General features: G+C 66.9%; 13 protein-coding genes and 1 tRNA gene. 10 read left to right on the top strand and 4 right to left on the bottom strand.

From position 1 onward, the window contains the following. Positions 1-210: 210 nt before the first annotated feature. Together QMA07_RS13555 and QMA07_RS13550 are read left to right on the top strand one after the other, a co-directional pair. A complete protein-coding gene (locus QMA07_RS13555; RefSeq protein ID WP_290162707.1) occupies positions 211-1,314 on the top strand; it encodes a COX15/CtaA family protein in 1,104 nt (367 codons plus the stop codon). A gap of 100 nt (positions 1,315-1,414) precedes the next feature. Continuing rightward, positions 1,415-1,858 carry a hypothetical protein gene (locus QMA07_RS13550; protein ID WP_290162706.1) on the top strand — a complete coding sequence of 148 codons (444 nt, stop codon included), beginning with the start codon at positions 1,415-1,417 and terminating at the stop codon, positions 1,856-1,858. Here QMA07_RS13550 and QMA07_RS13545 read toward each other — a convergent pair. Next, on the bottom strand, positions 1,804-2,709 hold the full coding sequence (locus tag QMA07_RS13545; RefSeq protein WP_290162839.1) for a heme o synthase: 906 nt from the start codon (positions 2,707-2,709) through the stop codon (positions 1,804-1,806). The two genes, QMA07_RS13550 and QMA07_RS13545, sit on opposite strands and share 55 nt — an antisense overlap. A 369-nt stretch (positions 2,710-3,078) precedes the next feature. Between QMA07_RS13545 and tkt the strand changes: the two genes are divergently transcribed. Genes tkt through pgl form a run of 6 tightly spaced genes read left to right on the top strand, consistent with a single transcriptional unit; the run spans position 3,079 to position 11,178 of the window. Then, positions 3,079-5,175 (top strand): transketolase, encoded by a 2,097-nt coding sequence (gene tkt, locus QMA07_RS13540; protein WP_290162704.1) that lies wholly within the window; start codon positions 3,079-3,081, stop codon positions 5,173-5,175. Further along, positions 5,172-6,284: a transaldolase gene (gene tal / locus QMA07_RS13535; protein ID WP_290162702.1), complete on the top strand. Its 1,113-nt coding sequence runs from the start codon at positions 5,172-5,174 to the stop codon at positions 6,282-6,284. The genes tkt and tal overlap by 4 nt, the downstream gene beginning before the upstream one ends. After that, a complete protein-coding gene (locus tag QMA07_RS13530; protein WP_290162700.1) occupies positions 6,281-7,888 on the top strand; it encodes a glucose-6-phosphate isomerase in 1,608 nt (535 codons plus the stop codon). The genes tal and QMA07_RS13530 overlap by 4 nt, the downstream gene beginning before the upstream one ends. A gap of 22 nt (positions 7,889-7,910) precedes the next feature. After that, complete coding sequence (gene zwf / locus QMA07_RS13525; RefSeq protein ID WP_140037299.1) at positions 7,911-9,461, top strand: glucose-6-phosphate dehydrogenase; 1,551 nt, start codon at positions 7,911-7,913, stop codon at positions 9,459-9,461. Then, positions 9,458-10,393, top strand: a complete 936-nt coding sequence (locus QMA07_RS13520) for a glucose-6-phosphate dehydrogenase assembly protein OpcA (RefSeq protein ID WP_290162697.1) — start codon at positions 9,458-9,460, stop codon at positions 10,391-10,393. Before zwf ends, QMA07_RS13520 begins: the two co-directional genes overlap by 4 nt. Continuing rightward, on the top strand, positions 10,393-11,178 hold the full coding sequence (gene pgl / locus QMA07_RS13515; protein WP_290162695.1) for a 6-phosphogluconolactonase: 786 nt from the start codon (positions 10,393-10,395) through the stop codon (positions 11,176-11,178). The genes QMA07_RS13520 and pgl overlap by 1 nt, the downstream gene beginning before the upstream one ends. Before the next feature lie 10 nt (positions 11,179-11,188). On the opposite strand, the gene QMA07_RS13510 is transcribed toward pgl, so the two are convergent. Then, complete coding sequence (locus QMA07_RS13510) at positions 11,189-12,172, bottom strand: DMT family transporter (protein ID WP_290162837.1); 984 nt, start codon at positions 12,170-12,172, stop codon at positions 11,189-11,191. A 61-nt stretch (positions 12,173-12,233) separates the two neighbouring features. On the opposite strand from QMA07_RS13510, the gene def reads away from it, so the two are divergent. Together def and QMA07_RS13500 are read left to right on the top strand one after the other, a co-directional pair. Then, positions 12,234-12,800, top strand: coding sequence for a peptide deformylase (gene def / locus QMA07_RS13505; protein ID WP_290162693.1), 567 nt, complete (start codon positions 12,234-12,236; stop codon positions 12,798-12,800). A gap of 129 nt (positions 12,801-12,929) precedes the next feature. Beyond that, positions 12,930-13,436 carry a septum formation family protein gene (locus QMA07_RS13500; RefSeq protein ID WP_290162692.1) on the top strand — a complete coding sequence of 169 codons (507 nt, stop codon included), beginning with the start codon at positions 12,930-12,932 and terminating at the stop codon, positions 13,434-13,436. Between the two features lie 158 nt (positions 13,437-13,594). Here QMA07_RS13500 and QMA07_RS13495 read toward each other — a convergent pair. Next, positions 13,595-13,670, bottom strand: a tRNA-Asn gene (locus tag QMA07_RS13495). A 96-nt stretch (positions 13,671-13,766) separates the two neighbouring features. Continuing rightward, complete coding sequence (locus QMA07_RS13490) at positions 13,767-14,540, bottom strand: ATP-binding cassette domain-containing protein (RefSeq protein WP_290162689.1); 774 nt, start codon at positions 14,538-14,540, stop codon at positions 13,767-13,769. Positions 14,541-14,552 lie beyond the last annotated feature (12 nt).

Raw genomic sequence — 14,552 nt, 5'->3', positions numbered from 1 at the left:
AAAACGGTGTCATCCGCCCCGACACACCTGATCCCCGTCGAGTCTGCGGGAGCGGGTGCCGTTGGTGGGCCCTCATCACCGGCGCATCCATCGCGCCTAAACTGTTGGTGATGCTTCAGCGCGGTAAGCGCTCATCACAACAATCCGATTCTACAGGTTCCGCCTGAAGACAGGGCCGCTCGCCGTGTCCGGGCGGTTCGGAGAAGACTTATGCCCCAGCCCACGATCTCCTCCCCCGCGATCGCTCCGACATCGACGCCTGCGATCCTCTGGGGACGAGCGCTCCGCGTGTTCGCCTGGCTGTCTTTCCTGGCTCAGACGATCATCATCGGCACCGGAGGCGCAGTACGCCTCACCGGATCCGGCCTCGGATGCTCGGAGTGGCCGCTCTGCACCCCCGAGTCACTCGTGCCGATCTATGCCGACCAGGGAATCCACGGCATCATCGAGTTCGGCAACCGCGTCATGACGGGTGTCGTCGGCATCATCGCTCTCGCCGTGCTGCTGCTCGTGCTGGCGCGCGTCGGCGGCCGTTTTCTGGTCTTCTCCGCCCTGCGTTTCGCGGCTGCCGGCATCGTCGCGGCCGTCATCACCTTCGTGATGGTGTCGCTGTTCTCGCTTCCCGCGACGCCGTTCGCCATGGGCGCCCTGCTGATCGCCGTGGTCGCAGCGATGGTGCGATCGGTCCGGTTGACGACCGAGCGACGAGATCTCGTCGTCCTCGCCTGGATCGTCCTGCTCGGAGTGGTCGCGCAGGCCCTCGTCGGCGGCATCACCGTGCTCACCGGTCTGAACCCCTTCATCGTCGGGTTCCACTACGTGTCCTCCCTCCTGCTGGTGTGCGTCACCGCGGCGTTCCTGGTGCGTCTGCACGGGCAGCCGGGCCCGAGGGAGCGCGCGGTCCCGAAGTGGTTCGCGATCCTGAGCCACGTCACCGGCCTGGCTCTCGCCGTCACGATCGTCTTCGGTGTGCTCACCACCGGTTCAGGCCCGCATTCGGGTGATGCCGACGTGCTGCGTCACGGGTTCGACGCCACCGTGCTGGCACACGTGCACGCCTGGCCCGGATACATCCTCGCCGCGCTCGTCGCCACGCTCACGATCTCCGCGTGGGTGCTGCGCCTCGAGCCCCGCAAGTGGCTGCTCGTGCTCGTGATCGCGATCCTCGTGCAGGTCGGTGTCGGCATCTGGCAGGCACGTGAGGGCCTCCCGCCCCTGCTCGTCGGCATCCACATGGTGCTCGCGTCGCTCTCGGCCGCGGCGTACACGGTCGTCGTGCTGCACCTCAAGAAGCCGGTCGCGCCCCAGGAGTGACGGAGGACGCCGATCGGTCGGCGCGCTCCGGAGCCTCGGCACAGTGAACGCATAGCTGCGGCATCAGAGGCTCATCAGTTCGTCGTGCAACGTGGCCGACATGAACAAGTCACTGACACGCAGCATCGGCTTCTGGCTCCTCCTCGTGCTCTCGCTCGCCTCCGCGGGCGTCGGCGGGTGGCTCATCGCCGGTCAGATCGGCACCATGACGAGCACTCTGCTCGACGGCACCGCCACCGGCATCGAGGTCTACGTCGGGCAGTCACTCGTCGTCGTCGGCGCCGCACTGCTGGGCGCAGGCGTCATCGGAATCCTCGTCGCGGTGGCGCTGAGCGCGGTGCAGGCGCTTCTGCCCTCCCCCGCCCCCGTGGTCGTCGAGCCGATCGAATGGAACGCCGGATCAGACACCGTCGATCACAATGAGTCCACGACGGTCGAGAACGACGCGACCGACGTGCAGGCCGAGCAGATCGCTGAAGACGACGAGGCTCAGAACGGCAGCAGCGGGTCGACCGCGACGGCCACGAAGATCAGCGTCAAGTAGGTGATCGAGGCGTGGAAGACTCGCATCGGCCGCGCCTCGTTACCTCGCACCGCCTGGTTGTACAGACGGTGCGACTCGTAGATGAACCAGCCGCCGAACACGGCGGCGGAGACGCCGTAGACGAGGCCCATGTTCGCGATCGGGATCAGCAGCAGCGAGCAGGCGACGGTGGCCCAGGCATACAGAATGACCTGGAGTCCGACCTGCGAGGCGTTGCGGGTGACACCGAGCATGGGCACGTCGACGTCTTCGTAGTCGTCCTTGTACTTCATCGACAGCGGCCAGTAGTGGGGCGGCGTCCACAGGAAGATGAGCGCGAAGAGGATGAACGCCGGCCAGTCGAGCGACTCTGTGACCGCGGCCCAGCCGATGAGCACGGGGAAGCATCCGGCGATGCCGCCCCAGATGATGTTCTGTTCGGTACGACGCTTGAGGATCATCGTGTAGATCACGACGTAGAAGAAGATCGCGGTGGCCGACAGGGTCGCCGCCAGCCAGTTCGTCGTGAACCACAGCCATACGGTCGAGACCACGGCCAGGGTCCACGAGAAGATCAGAGCGCCCCTCGGGGTGATCTCACCTGTCACGAGCGGACGGTTCTCGGTGCGATGCATGTGCGCGTCGATATCGCGGTCGAGATACATGTTGAATGCCGCGGCGGAGCCCGCGCTCAACGATCCTCCGATCACGGTGGCCAGCACCAGCCACAGGTCGGGCAGACCGCCCTGTGCGAGGAACATCACCGGGACGGTCGACACCAGCAGCAGTTCGAGGACGCGCGGTTTGGTGAGGGCGACATACGCCTTCACGGTGCGACCGATGGACTTCTTCACAACGGTCTGATCAGACATCGTCGAGATCTCGATCGCCTCCTCCACACGCGTCACGACAGCGTTTCCCAGTCTAGGGCACGCGAGGCGAGCGGCTCGCCCGCGCTCGGGTCTTGAGCCCGCTTTCATGACCTGCATACGCCTCGCCCGGGCGTCACGGAATCGCGTTCCACGAACGATGATCCGCGGTCCCACCGAGGTGCGGAATCCGCGAGAGATCCATGGAATTACTGGAAGCGTGGAGCGTTGTAAAGGGGGGTAATGGGTCAGACCTCGGCGCTATGCTGAAATGACTCGCGCGCCCAGCGCACATCACAAACCCTTCCTCTGCGTTGCGGACTGCGATCGTGCAATTCGGGCGCTCTCGAACAGTTGCAGAAGGGCTTCACAGTGTCGGAATTGCAGTGGGATGAGATCGACCGACGCGCGGTGGACACCGCGCGTCTACTGGCTGCGGATGCCGTGGAGAAGGTCGGCAACGGCCACCCCGGCACCGCGATGAGCCTGGCTCCGGCCGCGTATCTCCTCTACCAGCGGGTGCTGCGTCACGACCCGACCGACACCGACTGGCTCGGTCGCGACCGTTTCATCCTCTCGGTCGGACACTCCTCGCTCACCCAGTACGTGCAGCTGTACCTGGGCGGCTTCGGCCTCGAGCTCGACGATCTCAAGGCGCTCCGCACCTGGGGCTCGCTCACCCCCGGCCACCCTGAGTACGGCCACACCAAGGGCGTCGAGATCACCACCGGCCCGCTCGGCCAGGGACTCGCCTCCGCGGTGGGCTTCGCCTACGCCGCTCGCTACGAGCGCGGTCTCTTCGACCCCGAGGCAGAGGCCGGCACCAGCCCGTTCGACCACTTCGTCTACGTGATCGCGGGCGACGGCGACCTCCAGGAGGGCGTGACCAGCGAGGCCTCCTCGCTCGCCGGCCACCAGGAGCTCGGCAACCTCATCGCGATCTACGACTCCAACCAGATCTCCATCGAGGACGACACCAACGTCGCCTTCACCGAAGACGTCGCGAAGCGCTACGAGGCCTATGGCTGGCAGGTGCAGACCGTCGACTGGAAGAAGACGGGCGAGTACGTCGAAGACGTCGCCGAGCTGCACGCCGCGATCGAGGCCGCCCAGGGCGAGACCTCGAAGCCGTCGCTCATCATCCTGAAGACGATCATCGGCTGGCCGTCGCCCGGCAAGCAGAACTCCGGCAAGATCCACGGATCCGCCCTGGGCGGCGACGAGCTCGCCGCGACCAAGAAGGTCCTCGGATTCGACGCCGACGAGCACTTCGCGATCGCCGACGATGTGATCGCCCACACCCGTGGTCTCGCCGAGCGCGCCGCCGAGGCGCGTTCCGCGTGGCAGGAGTCGTTCGACGCATGGGCCGCGGCCAACCCCGAGCGCAAGGCCCTCCTCGATCGCCTCGAGGCCCAGGAACTGCCCGCGGACATCACCTCCGCTCTCCCCGTCTTCGAGAGCGGAAAGGATGTATCGACCCGTGCGGCGTCCGGCCAGGTCATCAACGCTCTCGCTGCCGAGCTTCCCGAGCTCTGGGGCGGATCCGCCGACCTCGCCGAATCGAACCTCACCACGATCAAGGATTCGAAGTCCTTCATCCCCGCAGAGTGGTCGACCCACGAGTGGTCGGGTGACCCCTACGGCCGTGTGCTGCACTTCGGCATCCGCGAGCACGCCATGGGCGCGATCATCAACGGCATCGTGCTGCACGGGCCGACTCGTGCCTTCGGCGGCACGTTCCTCATCTTCAGCGACTACATGCGCCCGCCGGTGCGTCTGGCCGCGCTGATGAACGTGCCCAGCATCTTCGTCTGGACGCACGACTCGGTGGCCCTCGGCGAAGACGGTCCGACCCATCAGCCGGTCGAGCAGATCGCCACATTGCGCGCCATCCCGAACTTCACCCTGGTGCGCCCCGCTGACGCCAACGAGACCTCGGCCGCCTGGCTCGAGATCCTCCGCCGTCACGAGGGTCCCGCCGGTATCGCCCTGACGCGTCAGAACATCCCGGTGTTCGAGCGCGGACAGGGCTCGGCTGAGGGCGATGTCTTCGCCTCGACCGACGGCGTCGCGAAGGGCGCGTACGTGCTCGCCGAGGCTCCGAACGGCACGCCGGATGTGATCATCATCGCGACCGGTTCCGAGGTGCAGCTCGCGGTCGACGCACGCGCAGCCCTCGCGGAAGAAGGCGTGAACGTGCGCGTCGTCTCCGCTCCGTCGCTCGAGTGGTTCGACGAGCAGGACGAGGCCTACCGCGAGTCGGTCCTTCCCCAGGCCGTCACCGCCCGCGTCTCGGTCGAGGCCGGTTCGGTGCTCAGCTGGCGCGGCATCGTGGGCGACCGCGGCCGTTCGGTCGGCATCGACCACTTCGGCGCCTCCGCCGACTACAAGACCCTGTTCCAGAAGTTCGGCATCACCACCGAGGCCGTCATCGCGGCCGCACGCGAGACCATCAAGGAGAACGCATGAGCACCCCCACCGCAGACCTCGCCGCAGCCGGTGTCAGCATCTGGCTCGACGACCTGTCACGCACCCGCATCTCCTCCGGCAACCTCGCCGAGCTGATCGAGACCCGCAACGTCGTCGGCGTCACGACCAACCCGACGATCTTCGCCAACGCGATCACCGACAAGAACAACACGTCGTACGACGCGCAGGTCACCGAACTCGCCGCATCGGGCGCCACGGCCGAAGAGGCCGTCTTCGCCGCGACCACGCAGGACGTCGCCGCCGCTCTCGACATCTTCCGCCCCGTATGGGAGAAGTCGGGCCACGTCGACGGCCGCGTGTCGATCGAGGTCTCCCCCGACCTCGCGCACGACACCGAGGGCACCGTCGACCAGGCCAAGAAGCTGTGGGCCAAGGTCGACCGACCGAACCTGCTCGTCAAGATCCCCGCGACGAAGGCCGGCCTGCCCGCGATCACCGAGGCGATCGCCGCAGGCATCAGCGTCAACGTGACCCTGATCTTCAGCCTGGAGCGCTACGCCGAGGTCATCGACGCATATCTGACCGGACTCGAGCGCGCGCACAGCGCCGACGTCGACCTGTCGAGCATCCACTCGGTCGCGTCGTTCTTCGTCTCGCGCGTCGACACCGAGACCGACAAGCGTCTCTCGGCGATCGGCACCGACGAGGCCGAAGCGCTCAAGAGCAAGGCCGGACTCGCGAACGCGCGTCTCGCCTACGAGCTCTTCGAGCAGAAGTTCGCCGAGAAGCGCGCTCAGGACCTCATCGCGGCCGGTGCGAACGCGCAGCGCCCGCTGTGGGCGTCGACCGGCGTCAAGGACCCGGCGCTGCCGGACACCCTCTACGTCACCGAGCTCGTCGCGAAGGACGTCGTCAACACGATGCCCGAGAAGACGCTCGAGGCGACCTTCGACCACGGCGTCGTCACCGGGGACACCATCACGGGCGGCTACGAGGATGCTCGCGCGGTGTTCGCCGGCCTCGACGCTCTCGGGATCGACTTCACCGACGTCACGCAGGTGCTCGAAGACGAGGGCGTCGCCAAGTTCATCGACTCGTGGCACGATCTGCTGACGCAGGTGGCCGAGGGCCTCGAGGCGCAGCGATGACTTTCGCGATCCACGCCTCTGGCGCGGCTCGGGTCGCGATCGACGAGACGGTTCCCGCTCTCGTCCACGACCTCGTCGCCTCGCGAGTGACCGGTGGCGACGCGGCCCTGTGGGGCCCGGCAGCCGAGTCCGAGGCGTCGATCCGCCTCGGCTGGGTCGAGGCGGTATCCGTCTCACGCCCTCTGGTCGCTGAGATCGTCGCGCTGCGCGCCGATCTGCATGCGAAGGGTGTGACGCGCGTCGTGCTCGCGGGCATGGGCGGCTCGTCGCTCGCCCCCGAGGTCATCGCGCAGACCGCCGGCGTTCCGCTGACGATCCTCGACTCCACCGCTCCCGGACAGGTGCTCGCCGCGCTCGACGAAGGCCTGCAGAGCACAGTGCTCGTGGTGTCGTCGAAGTCGGGCTCGACCGTCGAGACCGACTCGCAGCGACGCACGTTCGAAGCCGCGTTCCGCGACGTGGGCATCGATCCGCTCGAGCGCATCATCGTGGTCACCGACCCGGGCTCGCCCCTCGACGTCTCTGCTCGCGAGGCCGGCTACCGCGTGTTCAACGCCGACCCCAACGTCGGCGGACGATACTCGGCGCTCACTGCGTTCGGGCTCGTGCCGACCGGCCTCGCCGGCGCTGACATCGATGAGCTGCTCGACGAGGCAGAGGCCTCACTCCTCGAGGTCGCGATCGATTCCGCCGACAACCCCGCACTGCGCCTGGCCGCGGCGATCTCCGCCACGTCGCCTCGCCGCGACAAGCTGGGCCTGATCACCGACGGCACGCACATCAACGGGCTGCCCGACTGGATCGAGCAGCTCATCGCCGAGTCCACCGGCAAGGACGGCACCGGCATCCTGCCCGTCGTGCTGCTGCCCGTATCGCCCGAGCTCGACTCGACGCCGTCCGATCTGCAGATCGTGCGGCTCGTCGACGACGCCAACGAGTTCCACCTGCGCGAGCGACACGAAGGCGAGATCCTCGTCAGCGGTTCGCTGGGTGCACAGCTCATCGTCTGGGAGTACGCGACCGCGATCGCCGGATACCTGCTCGGCATCAACCCCTTCGATCAGCCGGACGTCGAGTCTGCCAAGGTCGCTGCGCGAGGTCTGCTCGATGCCCGACCTGCGCCGACCGCTCCCGCATTCGTCGAGAACGGCGTCGAGGTGCGTGTGTCCGACCCCGCTCTGGCGGCATCCGGAACCGTCGAGGGCGTGCTCGACGCGCTGTGGGCCGCACTGCCGGGAGACGGCTACGTGTCGATCCAGGCCTACGTCAACCGGCTCGACGTCCCGCAGCTGCAGGGTCTCCGCGAGCTCGTCGCCGCAGACTCCGGTCGGCCGACCACGTTCGGATGGGGACCCCGGTTCCTGCACTCCACCGGCCAGTATCACAAGGGCGGGCCTGCGCAGGGCGTGTTCCTGCAGATCCTGGAGCGCACCGACGTCGATCTCGAGATCCCTGAGCGACCGTTCACGTTCGGCCAGCTCATCGAGGCGCAGGCGGCCGGCGATGCCGCCGTCCTGGCCGAGCACGGCCGTCCGGTCGTCTCCCTGACGATCACCGATTCATCGGCTGACGTCCTCACCCTCTTCGAAGCCGCACAGAAGTAACAGCCAGGAGAATCCCCCACTGATGTCTGTTCCCATCTCGCGCGGGCACAACCCGCTGCGTGACCCCGATGATCGCCGCCTCAACCGGATCGCGGGGCCCAGTGCTCTCGTGATCTTCGGTGTGACCGGAGACCTGTCACGCAAGAAGCTCATGCCCGCTGTCTACGACCTCGCCAACCGCGGGCTCCTGCCACCCGGATTCGCCCTCGTCGGCTTCGCTCGACGCGATTGGGAGGACCAGGACTTCGCGCAGGTCGTGTACGACGCGGTCAAGCAGCACGCTCGCACGCCGTTCCGCGAGGAGACCTGGGCGCAGCTCCTCCAGGGCATCCGATTCGTCTCGGGCGAGTTCGACAACCCGGAGTCGTTCCGCAAGCTCCGTGAGACCGTCGACCAGCTCGACGTCGAACGCGGCACGATGGGCAATCACGCGTTCTACCTGTCGATCCCGCCGAAGGACTTCCCGCTCGTCGCGAAGCAGCTGAAGGACTCGGGGCTGGTCGGAGCGAACGACGATGACGATGAGCGCTGGCGCCGTGTCGTGATCGAGAAGCCCTTCGGACACGATCTCGAATCCGCGCGCGAGCTCAACGCCGCCCTCGAGGTGGCGTTCTCGGCCGACTCGATCTTCCGCATCGATCACTACCTCGGCAAGGAGACAGTGCAGAACATCCTGGCCCTGCGCTTCGCGAACGAGCTGTACGAGCCGATCTGGAACCGCAACTACGTCGATCACGTGCAGATCACGATGGCCGAGGACATCGGCGTCGGGGGCCGTGCCGGCTACTACGACGGCGTCGGCGCCGCGCGCGACGTCATTCAGAACCACCTTCTGCAGCTCCTCGCGCTCACCGCGATGGAGGAGCCGATCAGCCTGTCCGCCGAGCATCTGCGTGCCGAGAAGGAGAAGGTGCTCGCCGCAGTGCACGTGCCAGACGACCTCTCCCTCGCGACCGCGCGCGGGCAGTACGCCGGCGGTTGGCAGGGCGGCGAGCAGGTCACCGGCTTCCTCGACGAGGAGGGCATGAACCCTGAGTCGGCCACCGAGACCTATGCCGCGATCAAGCTCGAGATCGACACCCGTCGCTGGGCAGGTGTGCCGTTCTACCTGCGCACCGGAAAACGCCTGGGGCGTCGCGTGACCGAGGTCGCCGTCGTCTTCAAGAAGGCGCCGGAGCACCTGTTCGGCCGCTCGAACACATCGGAGCTCGGCCAGAACGCGCTCGTGATCCGCGTGCAGCCCGATGAGGGTGTCACGATCCGCTTCGGATCGAAGGTGCCCGGCAACGGAACCAACGTGCGCGACGTCACGATGGACTTCGGCTACGGCCACGCGTTCACCGAGGCCAGCCCGGAGGCGTACGAGCGGTTGATCCTCGATGTCCTGCTGGGCGATCCGCCGCTGTTCCCGCGGCATGAAGAGGTCGAGCTCTCCTGGAAGATCCTCGATCCCGTGGAGAAGTACTGGGCAGCCGAGGGCGGCCCGGTCGACCAGTACGCACCCGGTTCATGGGGTCCGGCATCCGCCGATGACCTCCTTGCCCGTGACGGACGAGTCTGGAGACGCCCATGATCATCGACCTTCCCGACACGACCGTCAGCCAGGTCGCCAAGCAGCTCGTCAAGGTGCGCGAAGACGGCGGCGCTGTCGCGCTCGGCCGTGTGCTGACGCTGATCATCTCGGCCCGCAACGGTGTCGCCGAAGCAGCGATCGACGCGGCCAACGACGCGTCGCGCGAGCACCCCATGCGCGTCATCGTGCTCACCACGGGCGAGGGTGACGCCAGACTCGATGCGCAGATCCGCGTCGGCGGCGACGCCGGAGCCTCTGAGGTGGTCGTCCTCCGCGCCTACGGAGACGCCGCAAGCAACGAAGAGAGCCTGGTCACGGGGCTGCTTCTGCCCGACGCACCGGTCGTCGCCTGGTGGCCCGAAGAGGCACCGACCTCGCCGGCCGCGTCGCCGCTCGGCAAGATCGCGCAGCGACGCATCACGGATGCGGCGACGGCACCCGACGTGCGCGATCGCCTCGCGCAGCTCGGGGGGACGCATGCTCCCGGAGACACGGACCTCGCGTGGACGCGACTCACTCATTGGCGGGAACAGCTGGCGGCAGTGCTCGACCAGCCCCCGTTCGAAGAGGTCACCGCCGTCGAGGTACGCGGAGGGTCTGCCTCGCCGTCGACGGCCTTGCTCGCCGCATGGCTGCAGATGGCCCTCGATGTTCCGGTCAAGTGGTCGTACGAAGACCCGGAGCACTGGCAGGAGGGCATCAAGTCTGTGAGGCTTCACCGCTCGTCCGGTGACATCCTGCTCGAGCGCCCGACCCCCGGCGTGGCAGTGCTGACGCAGCCCGATCAGCCCGATCACGACCTGCACCTCCCCCGCCGCACGCTGCGTGAGTGCCTCGCCGAGGAGCTGCGTCGCCTCGACCCCGACGTCCTGTACGGTCGAGTGATCACCGAGGGCTGGGAGAAGCTGGGTCCGCCCGAGACAGGAGAATGATGTCGACGCAGACAGCATCCGCGGAGAAGCGGGTCGTGGTCGAGTCCACGCCCGCGTCACTTGCCGCGAGCGTGGCCGATCGGTTCCTGACGCGCCTGCGTGCCCGTACGCGAAACGGCCGCATCGCTCATATCGCCCTCACGGGCGGTTCGATGGGCGGCGCGGTGCTGCGAGCGACGCGCGACGACCCTCGGTCGGCTCAGATCGACTGGTCGCTGGTGCACTTCTGGTGGGGCGATGAGCGATTCGTCGCTCGTGACGACGCCGATCGCAACGCGGTGCAGTCGCGCGAGGCTCTTCTCGATCACATCCCCGTTCCTGCCGAGAACGTGCACGAGGTCGCCGCCGCGGGTGAGGGTCTGACCCTCGACGAGGCGGCCGTCGCCTACGCGGCAGAGCTCGCTCGCTACGGCAGCGAGGACCATCCGTGGCCGTCCTTCGCCGTCTGCTTCCTCGGCGTGGGGCCTGACGGCCACATCGCCTCGCTCTTCCCCGATCGCCCTGAGGTCACGGTGACGGATGCCGCCGCGCTGCCGGTGCGGGACTCGCCCAAGCCGCCACCCGAGCGAGTCACCCTGACACGCCCGGTTCTCAACGCCTCGAAGCGCGTCTGGCTCGTTCTCACGGGCGCAGACAAGGCGTCGGCGCTCGGCCTCGCCCTCGCCGGTGCGAGCTATACGAACGTTCCTGCGGCCGGTGCCAAGGGTCGTAAGCGCACGGTGTTCTTCGTCGACGAGGCTGCCGCCTCAGAGGTGTCGCCCGATCTCATCGATCCGGCGTACTGAGACCGCTTGGTCAGGCCCCGGCGTCCTTCGGCTTCTCGTCACTTCCGCGTGGGATCCCGAGATCCTGGCTGTCGCTCAGAACCTGCGGGTGGTAGCGCGCGAGATTGACGACGCCCCAGATCGCAACGGCTCCGGCGACCGCGAAGATCACCAGGACCCACGGCGGTGCAGCTGCCGCCTCGCCGAGGACGACCATTCCGATGAGGACGGCGATCATCGGGTCGACCACAGTGAGCCCGGCGATGACGAGGTCGGGGGGGCCGGAACTGTACGCGGTCTGCACGAAGTAGGCGCCGACCGCGCCGGCCGCGATCAGCGCGATGACGCATATCAGGGTGATCCAGTCGAAGTCGCCGGCTCCGATGCGGCTGATCACGGCCTTGGCGAGAGTTGCGACGAAACCGTAGAGGATTCCGGCTCCGATCACGTAGAACAGAGCGCGCATGCGCTGACGCAGCACCAGCCAGCATGCGCCGAGCACGATGATGACGACGAGCAGGATCGCCAGGATCGTGAACAGCTCGGTGTCGGTGATCTGCTTCTCGGTGGCGTAGATCGCCGCGAAGAAGACGAAGAGGAAGATGCCTCCCACACAGCAGCCGATCGCGATGATCGACTTCCTGGTCGGCGAATGTCCGGAGATCCGAGCGTTCAGCAGCGTGGTGATGACGAGAGCGATCGCGCCGAGCGGCTGCACCACCATCAACGGAGCTTGCGAGAGCGCGGCGAGTTGACAGACGATCGCGAGACCGAGCATGAGCGTGCCGGCGATCCAGGAGGGTCGAGTGAACAGGCCCTTCATCTGGCCCATGCTCAGACCGCTGGCTCCGTCGGATCCGCTGAGCCGCTCCACCTTCTCGACGCCGCGATGCTGATACTGGGCACCGAGCGACATGAAGACAGCGCCCGCGAGCGCGAGAGGGATGCCGAGGAGCAGTTTCGGGTTCTGGAAGACACCGACCAGCTGCTCGGTGACGTCTTCCGCCCCAATCATCCATACGGAGATGCTCACGGTACGACCCTACCCGGCGATCCGCGCCGAGTAGGGTTATGGCGTGGCTGTTCTTCCTATTCGCATCATGGGCGATCCCGTCCTGCACTCCCCCGCATCCGTCGTCGAAGAGATCACCGACGACATCCGCACGCTCGTCGCCGACATGTTCGAGACGATGGACACCGCACCCGGTGTCGGCCTGGCCGCTCCTCAGGTCGGCGTGCCGCTGCGCATCTACACGTACGCCTACGTGGACGACGAAGAGCGGCCGTGGCGCGGGGTCATCATCAATCCTGAGCTCTGGATGGTGCCGCTGGAGCCGGGCGAGCCCGACGACGAACTCGAGTCCGAAGGATGCCTCTCGTTCCCCGGCGAGCGATTCCCGCTGCGTCGCTCCGAGCGGGTGCGCGTCACAGGCACCGATCTCGACGGCACACGCGTCGAGATCGCGGTCGACGGGTGGCGCGCACGCATCATGCAGCACGAGTTCGACCACCTCGACGGCATCCTGTACATCGATCGCCTCTCGGACGGCGACTGGAAGACCGTGCAGAAGATCGCCAAGAAGCGCGGATGGGGCAAGCCCGGCGCCAGCTGGGTGCCGGGTATCGACGACCTGGAAGGTTGACCTAACCTTTCAGCCCAATCAAAGCCTTCTCTGAGTTGCATCACAGACTCCGTGCCGGATAGCGTGCTTGAGGCGGGATATCGATATGCCCGTTCACCAAGAGGCTCTGGAGGGGACGAAATGATGAGAATGCGCACGCGACGCGCACTGGCGCTGGCAGGTTCTGCCTTGGCGCTGTCGGTCGCACTGACCGGCTGTAGCGCGCTGAACGGCATCCTGGGCGGAGGCGCCGGAGACGCAGACCGCGACGAGGAGACCGGACAGGTCACTGAGAGCGCGAACATCGACATCTTCTCGCTGAAGCTCGGAGACTGCATGATGGAGGCTCCCAGCGGCCTCCTCGAGGACATCGACGTCGTGCCGTGCGCTGAACCGCACGACCAGGAAGTGTTCTACGAGATCACGATGGACGATGGCGAGTACTCGGAAGAGAGCATCGACACCGCTACACAGGAGTGCATCGGCGAGGCGTACACGAGCTTCGTCGGCGTTGCCTACGACGCCTCCACGCTCGAGGTCTACCCGATCACCCCGACTCAGCAGACCTGGGATGAGCTGAACGACCGTGTCGTGCAGTGCGTCATCTCCGACCCTGCGGGCCAGGTCGAGGGCTCGCTCAAGGGCGCTGCACGCTGATCTGACTCTGATTCGCAGAACGAGGCCCCGTCCGTCGACGGGGCCTCGTTCGTGTGCGTCGAGGACATGCTCGTCAGGTGCGCGGATGATGCGCTGCGGCGGCTTCGAGAGCTGTGATGAGCACAAGGGAAAAGCCCCTCCGAAGAGGGGCTTTTCATTGGCTCCCCGGCTTGGACTCGAACCAAGAACCTGCCGGTTAACAGCCGGCTGCTCTGCCAATTGAGCTACCGAGGAATGTGCTCCGCTGCGCGGGCAACTCGTCAATCCTAGCAAACTACAGAGCGTGGTCGTGACACGTGGCGCAGGTCGGGCGTGTCGTCGAGAACTCTGTCAGTGCCCGGAATCGGCCTCGGCGTTCGGTGCCCACAGCAGGTCCTTGCCGACGCCGCGCGCGACCACATGGCCACCGCGCAGCATCAGCGTCTCGGCGTTCAGCTCGCGGATGAAATCGGCGTCGTTCGTGACCAGCAGCGCGCCCATGCCCTGCTCCTTGCGGCGTCGGGTGATCGCATCGAACACCACGGGCCGGACCTCGAGGTCGAGGTTGGCGAGGATCTCGTCGGCGATGAGCACGCGGGGCTCGAGCACGAACGACCTCGCGATCGCGACGCGCTGGCGCATGCCTGCGCTCAACTCGTAGGGAAACTTCGAGGCCGTCCCCAGGGGCAGGTGCAGCTCATCGAGGAGCGTCGCGACCCGGATGGACAGTGCCTTGGTGTTGACCCGCTTCTCGCGGATCAGGATCGGCTCGGCGATGACCTCGCTGACCGTGAGCTGGGGAGGAAGATCGGCGCCGGCCCCCTGCGGCACGAAACCGGTGCGGTAGGTCAGAAGGCGATGCTTGCGACCCGGCCGGCGGATGTCGACCCCGCAGACCTGTGCGCTGCCGCCTACCACCCGGACGGACGGATCGGTCGAACCCGCCAACGCGGCGACCAGAGTGGACTTGCCCGAGCCGGTCGGGCCGGCGACGCAGATGAGGTCACCCGGCGCGAGCGCGAAGCTGACCCCGTCGATGGCGCGGGTCGGGCCGCTGTGCCCGATGCGGTCGATCACCAGATCTGAGCTGTCGATCGCATTGGTCGATTCGGGCCGAGAGAACATTCTTCCATCCTG

This window comes from Microbacterium sp. APC 3901, assembly GCF_030407765.1.
Lineage (GTDB): Bacteria > Actinomycetota > Actinomycetes > Actinomycetales > Microbacteriaceae > Microbacterium.
This window is presented reverse-complemented; position numbering and strand designations above follow the sequence as displayed.

Bases quoted from the DNA above. Each gene is read 5' to 3' on its own strand.
- tal (WP_290162702.1), top strand. From the start codon at position 5,172: ATGAGCACCCCCACCGCAGACCTCGCCGCAGCCGGTGTCAGCATCTGG.
- QMA07_RS13500 (WP_290162692.1), top strand. From the start codon at position 12,930: ATGCGCACGCGACGCGCACTGGCGCTGGCAGGTTCTGCCTTGGCGCTG.
- zwf (WP_140037299.1), top strand. From the start codon at position 7,911: ATGTCTGTTCCCATCTCGCGCGGGCACAACCCGCTGCGTGACCCCGAT.
- pgl (WP_290162695.1), top strand. From the start codon at position 10,393: ATGTCGACGCAGACAGCATCCGCGGAGAAGCGGGTCGTGGTCGAGTCC.
- QMA07_RS13545 (WP_290162839.1), bottom strand. From the start codon at position 2,709: ATGTCTGATCAGACCGTTGTGAAGAAGTCCATCGGTCGCACCGTGAAG.
- QMA07_RS13510 (WP_290162837.1), bottom strand. From the start codon at position 12,172: ATGATTGGGGCGGAAGACGTCACCGAGCAGCTGGTCGGTGTCTTCCAG.
- QMA07_RS13490 (WP_290162689.1), bottom strand. From the start codon at position 14,540: ATGTTCTCTCGGCCCGAATCGACCAATGCGATCGACAGCTCAGATCTG.
- QMA07_RS13550 (WP_290162706.1), top strand. From the start codon at position 1,415: ATGAACAAGTCACTGACACGCAGCATCGGCTTCTGGCTCCTCCTCGTG.
- QMA07_RS13555 (WP_290162707.1), top strand. From the start codon at position 211: ATGCCCCAGCCCACGATCTCCTCCCCCGCGATCGCTCCGACATCGACG.
- QMA07_RS13530 (WP_290162700.1), top strand. From the start codon at position 6,281: ATGACTTTCGCGATCCACGCCTCTGGCGCGGCTCGGGTCGCGATCGAC.
- QMA07_RS13520 (WP_290162697.1), top strand. From the start codon at position 9,458: ATGATCATCGACCTTCCCGACACGACCGTCAGCCAGGTCGCCAAGCAG.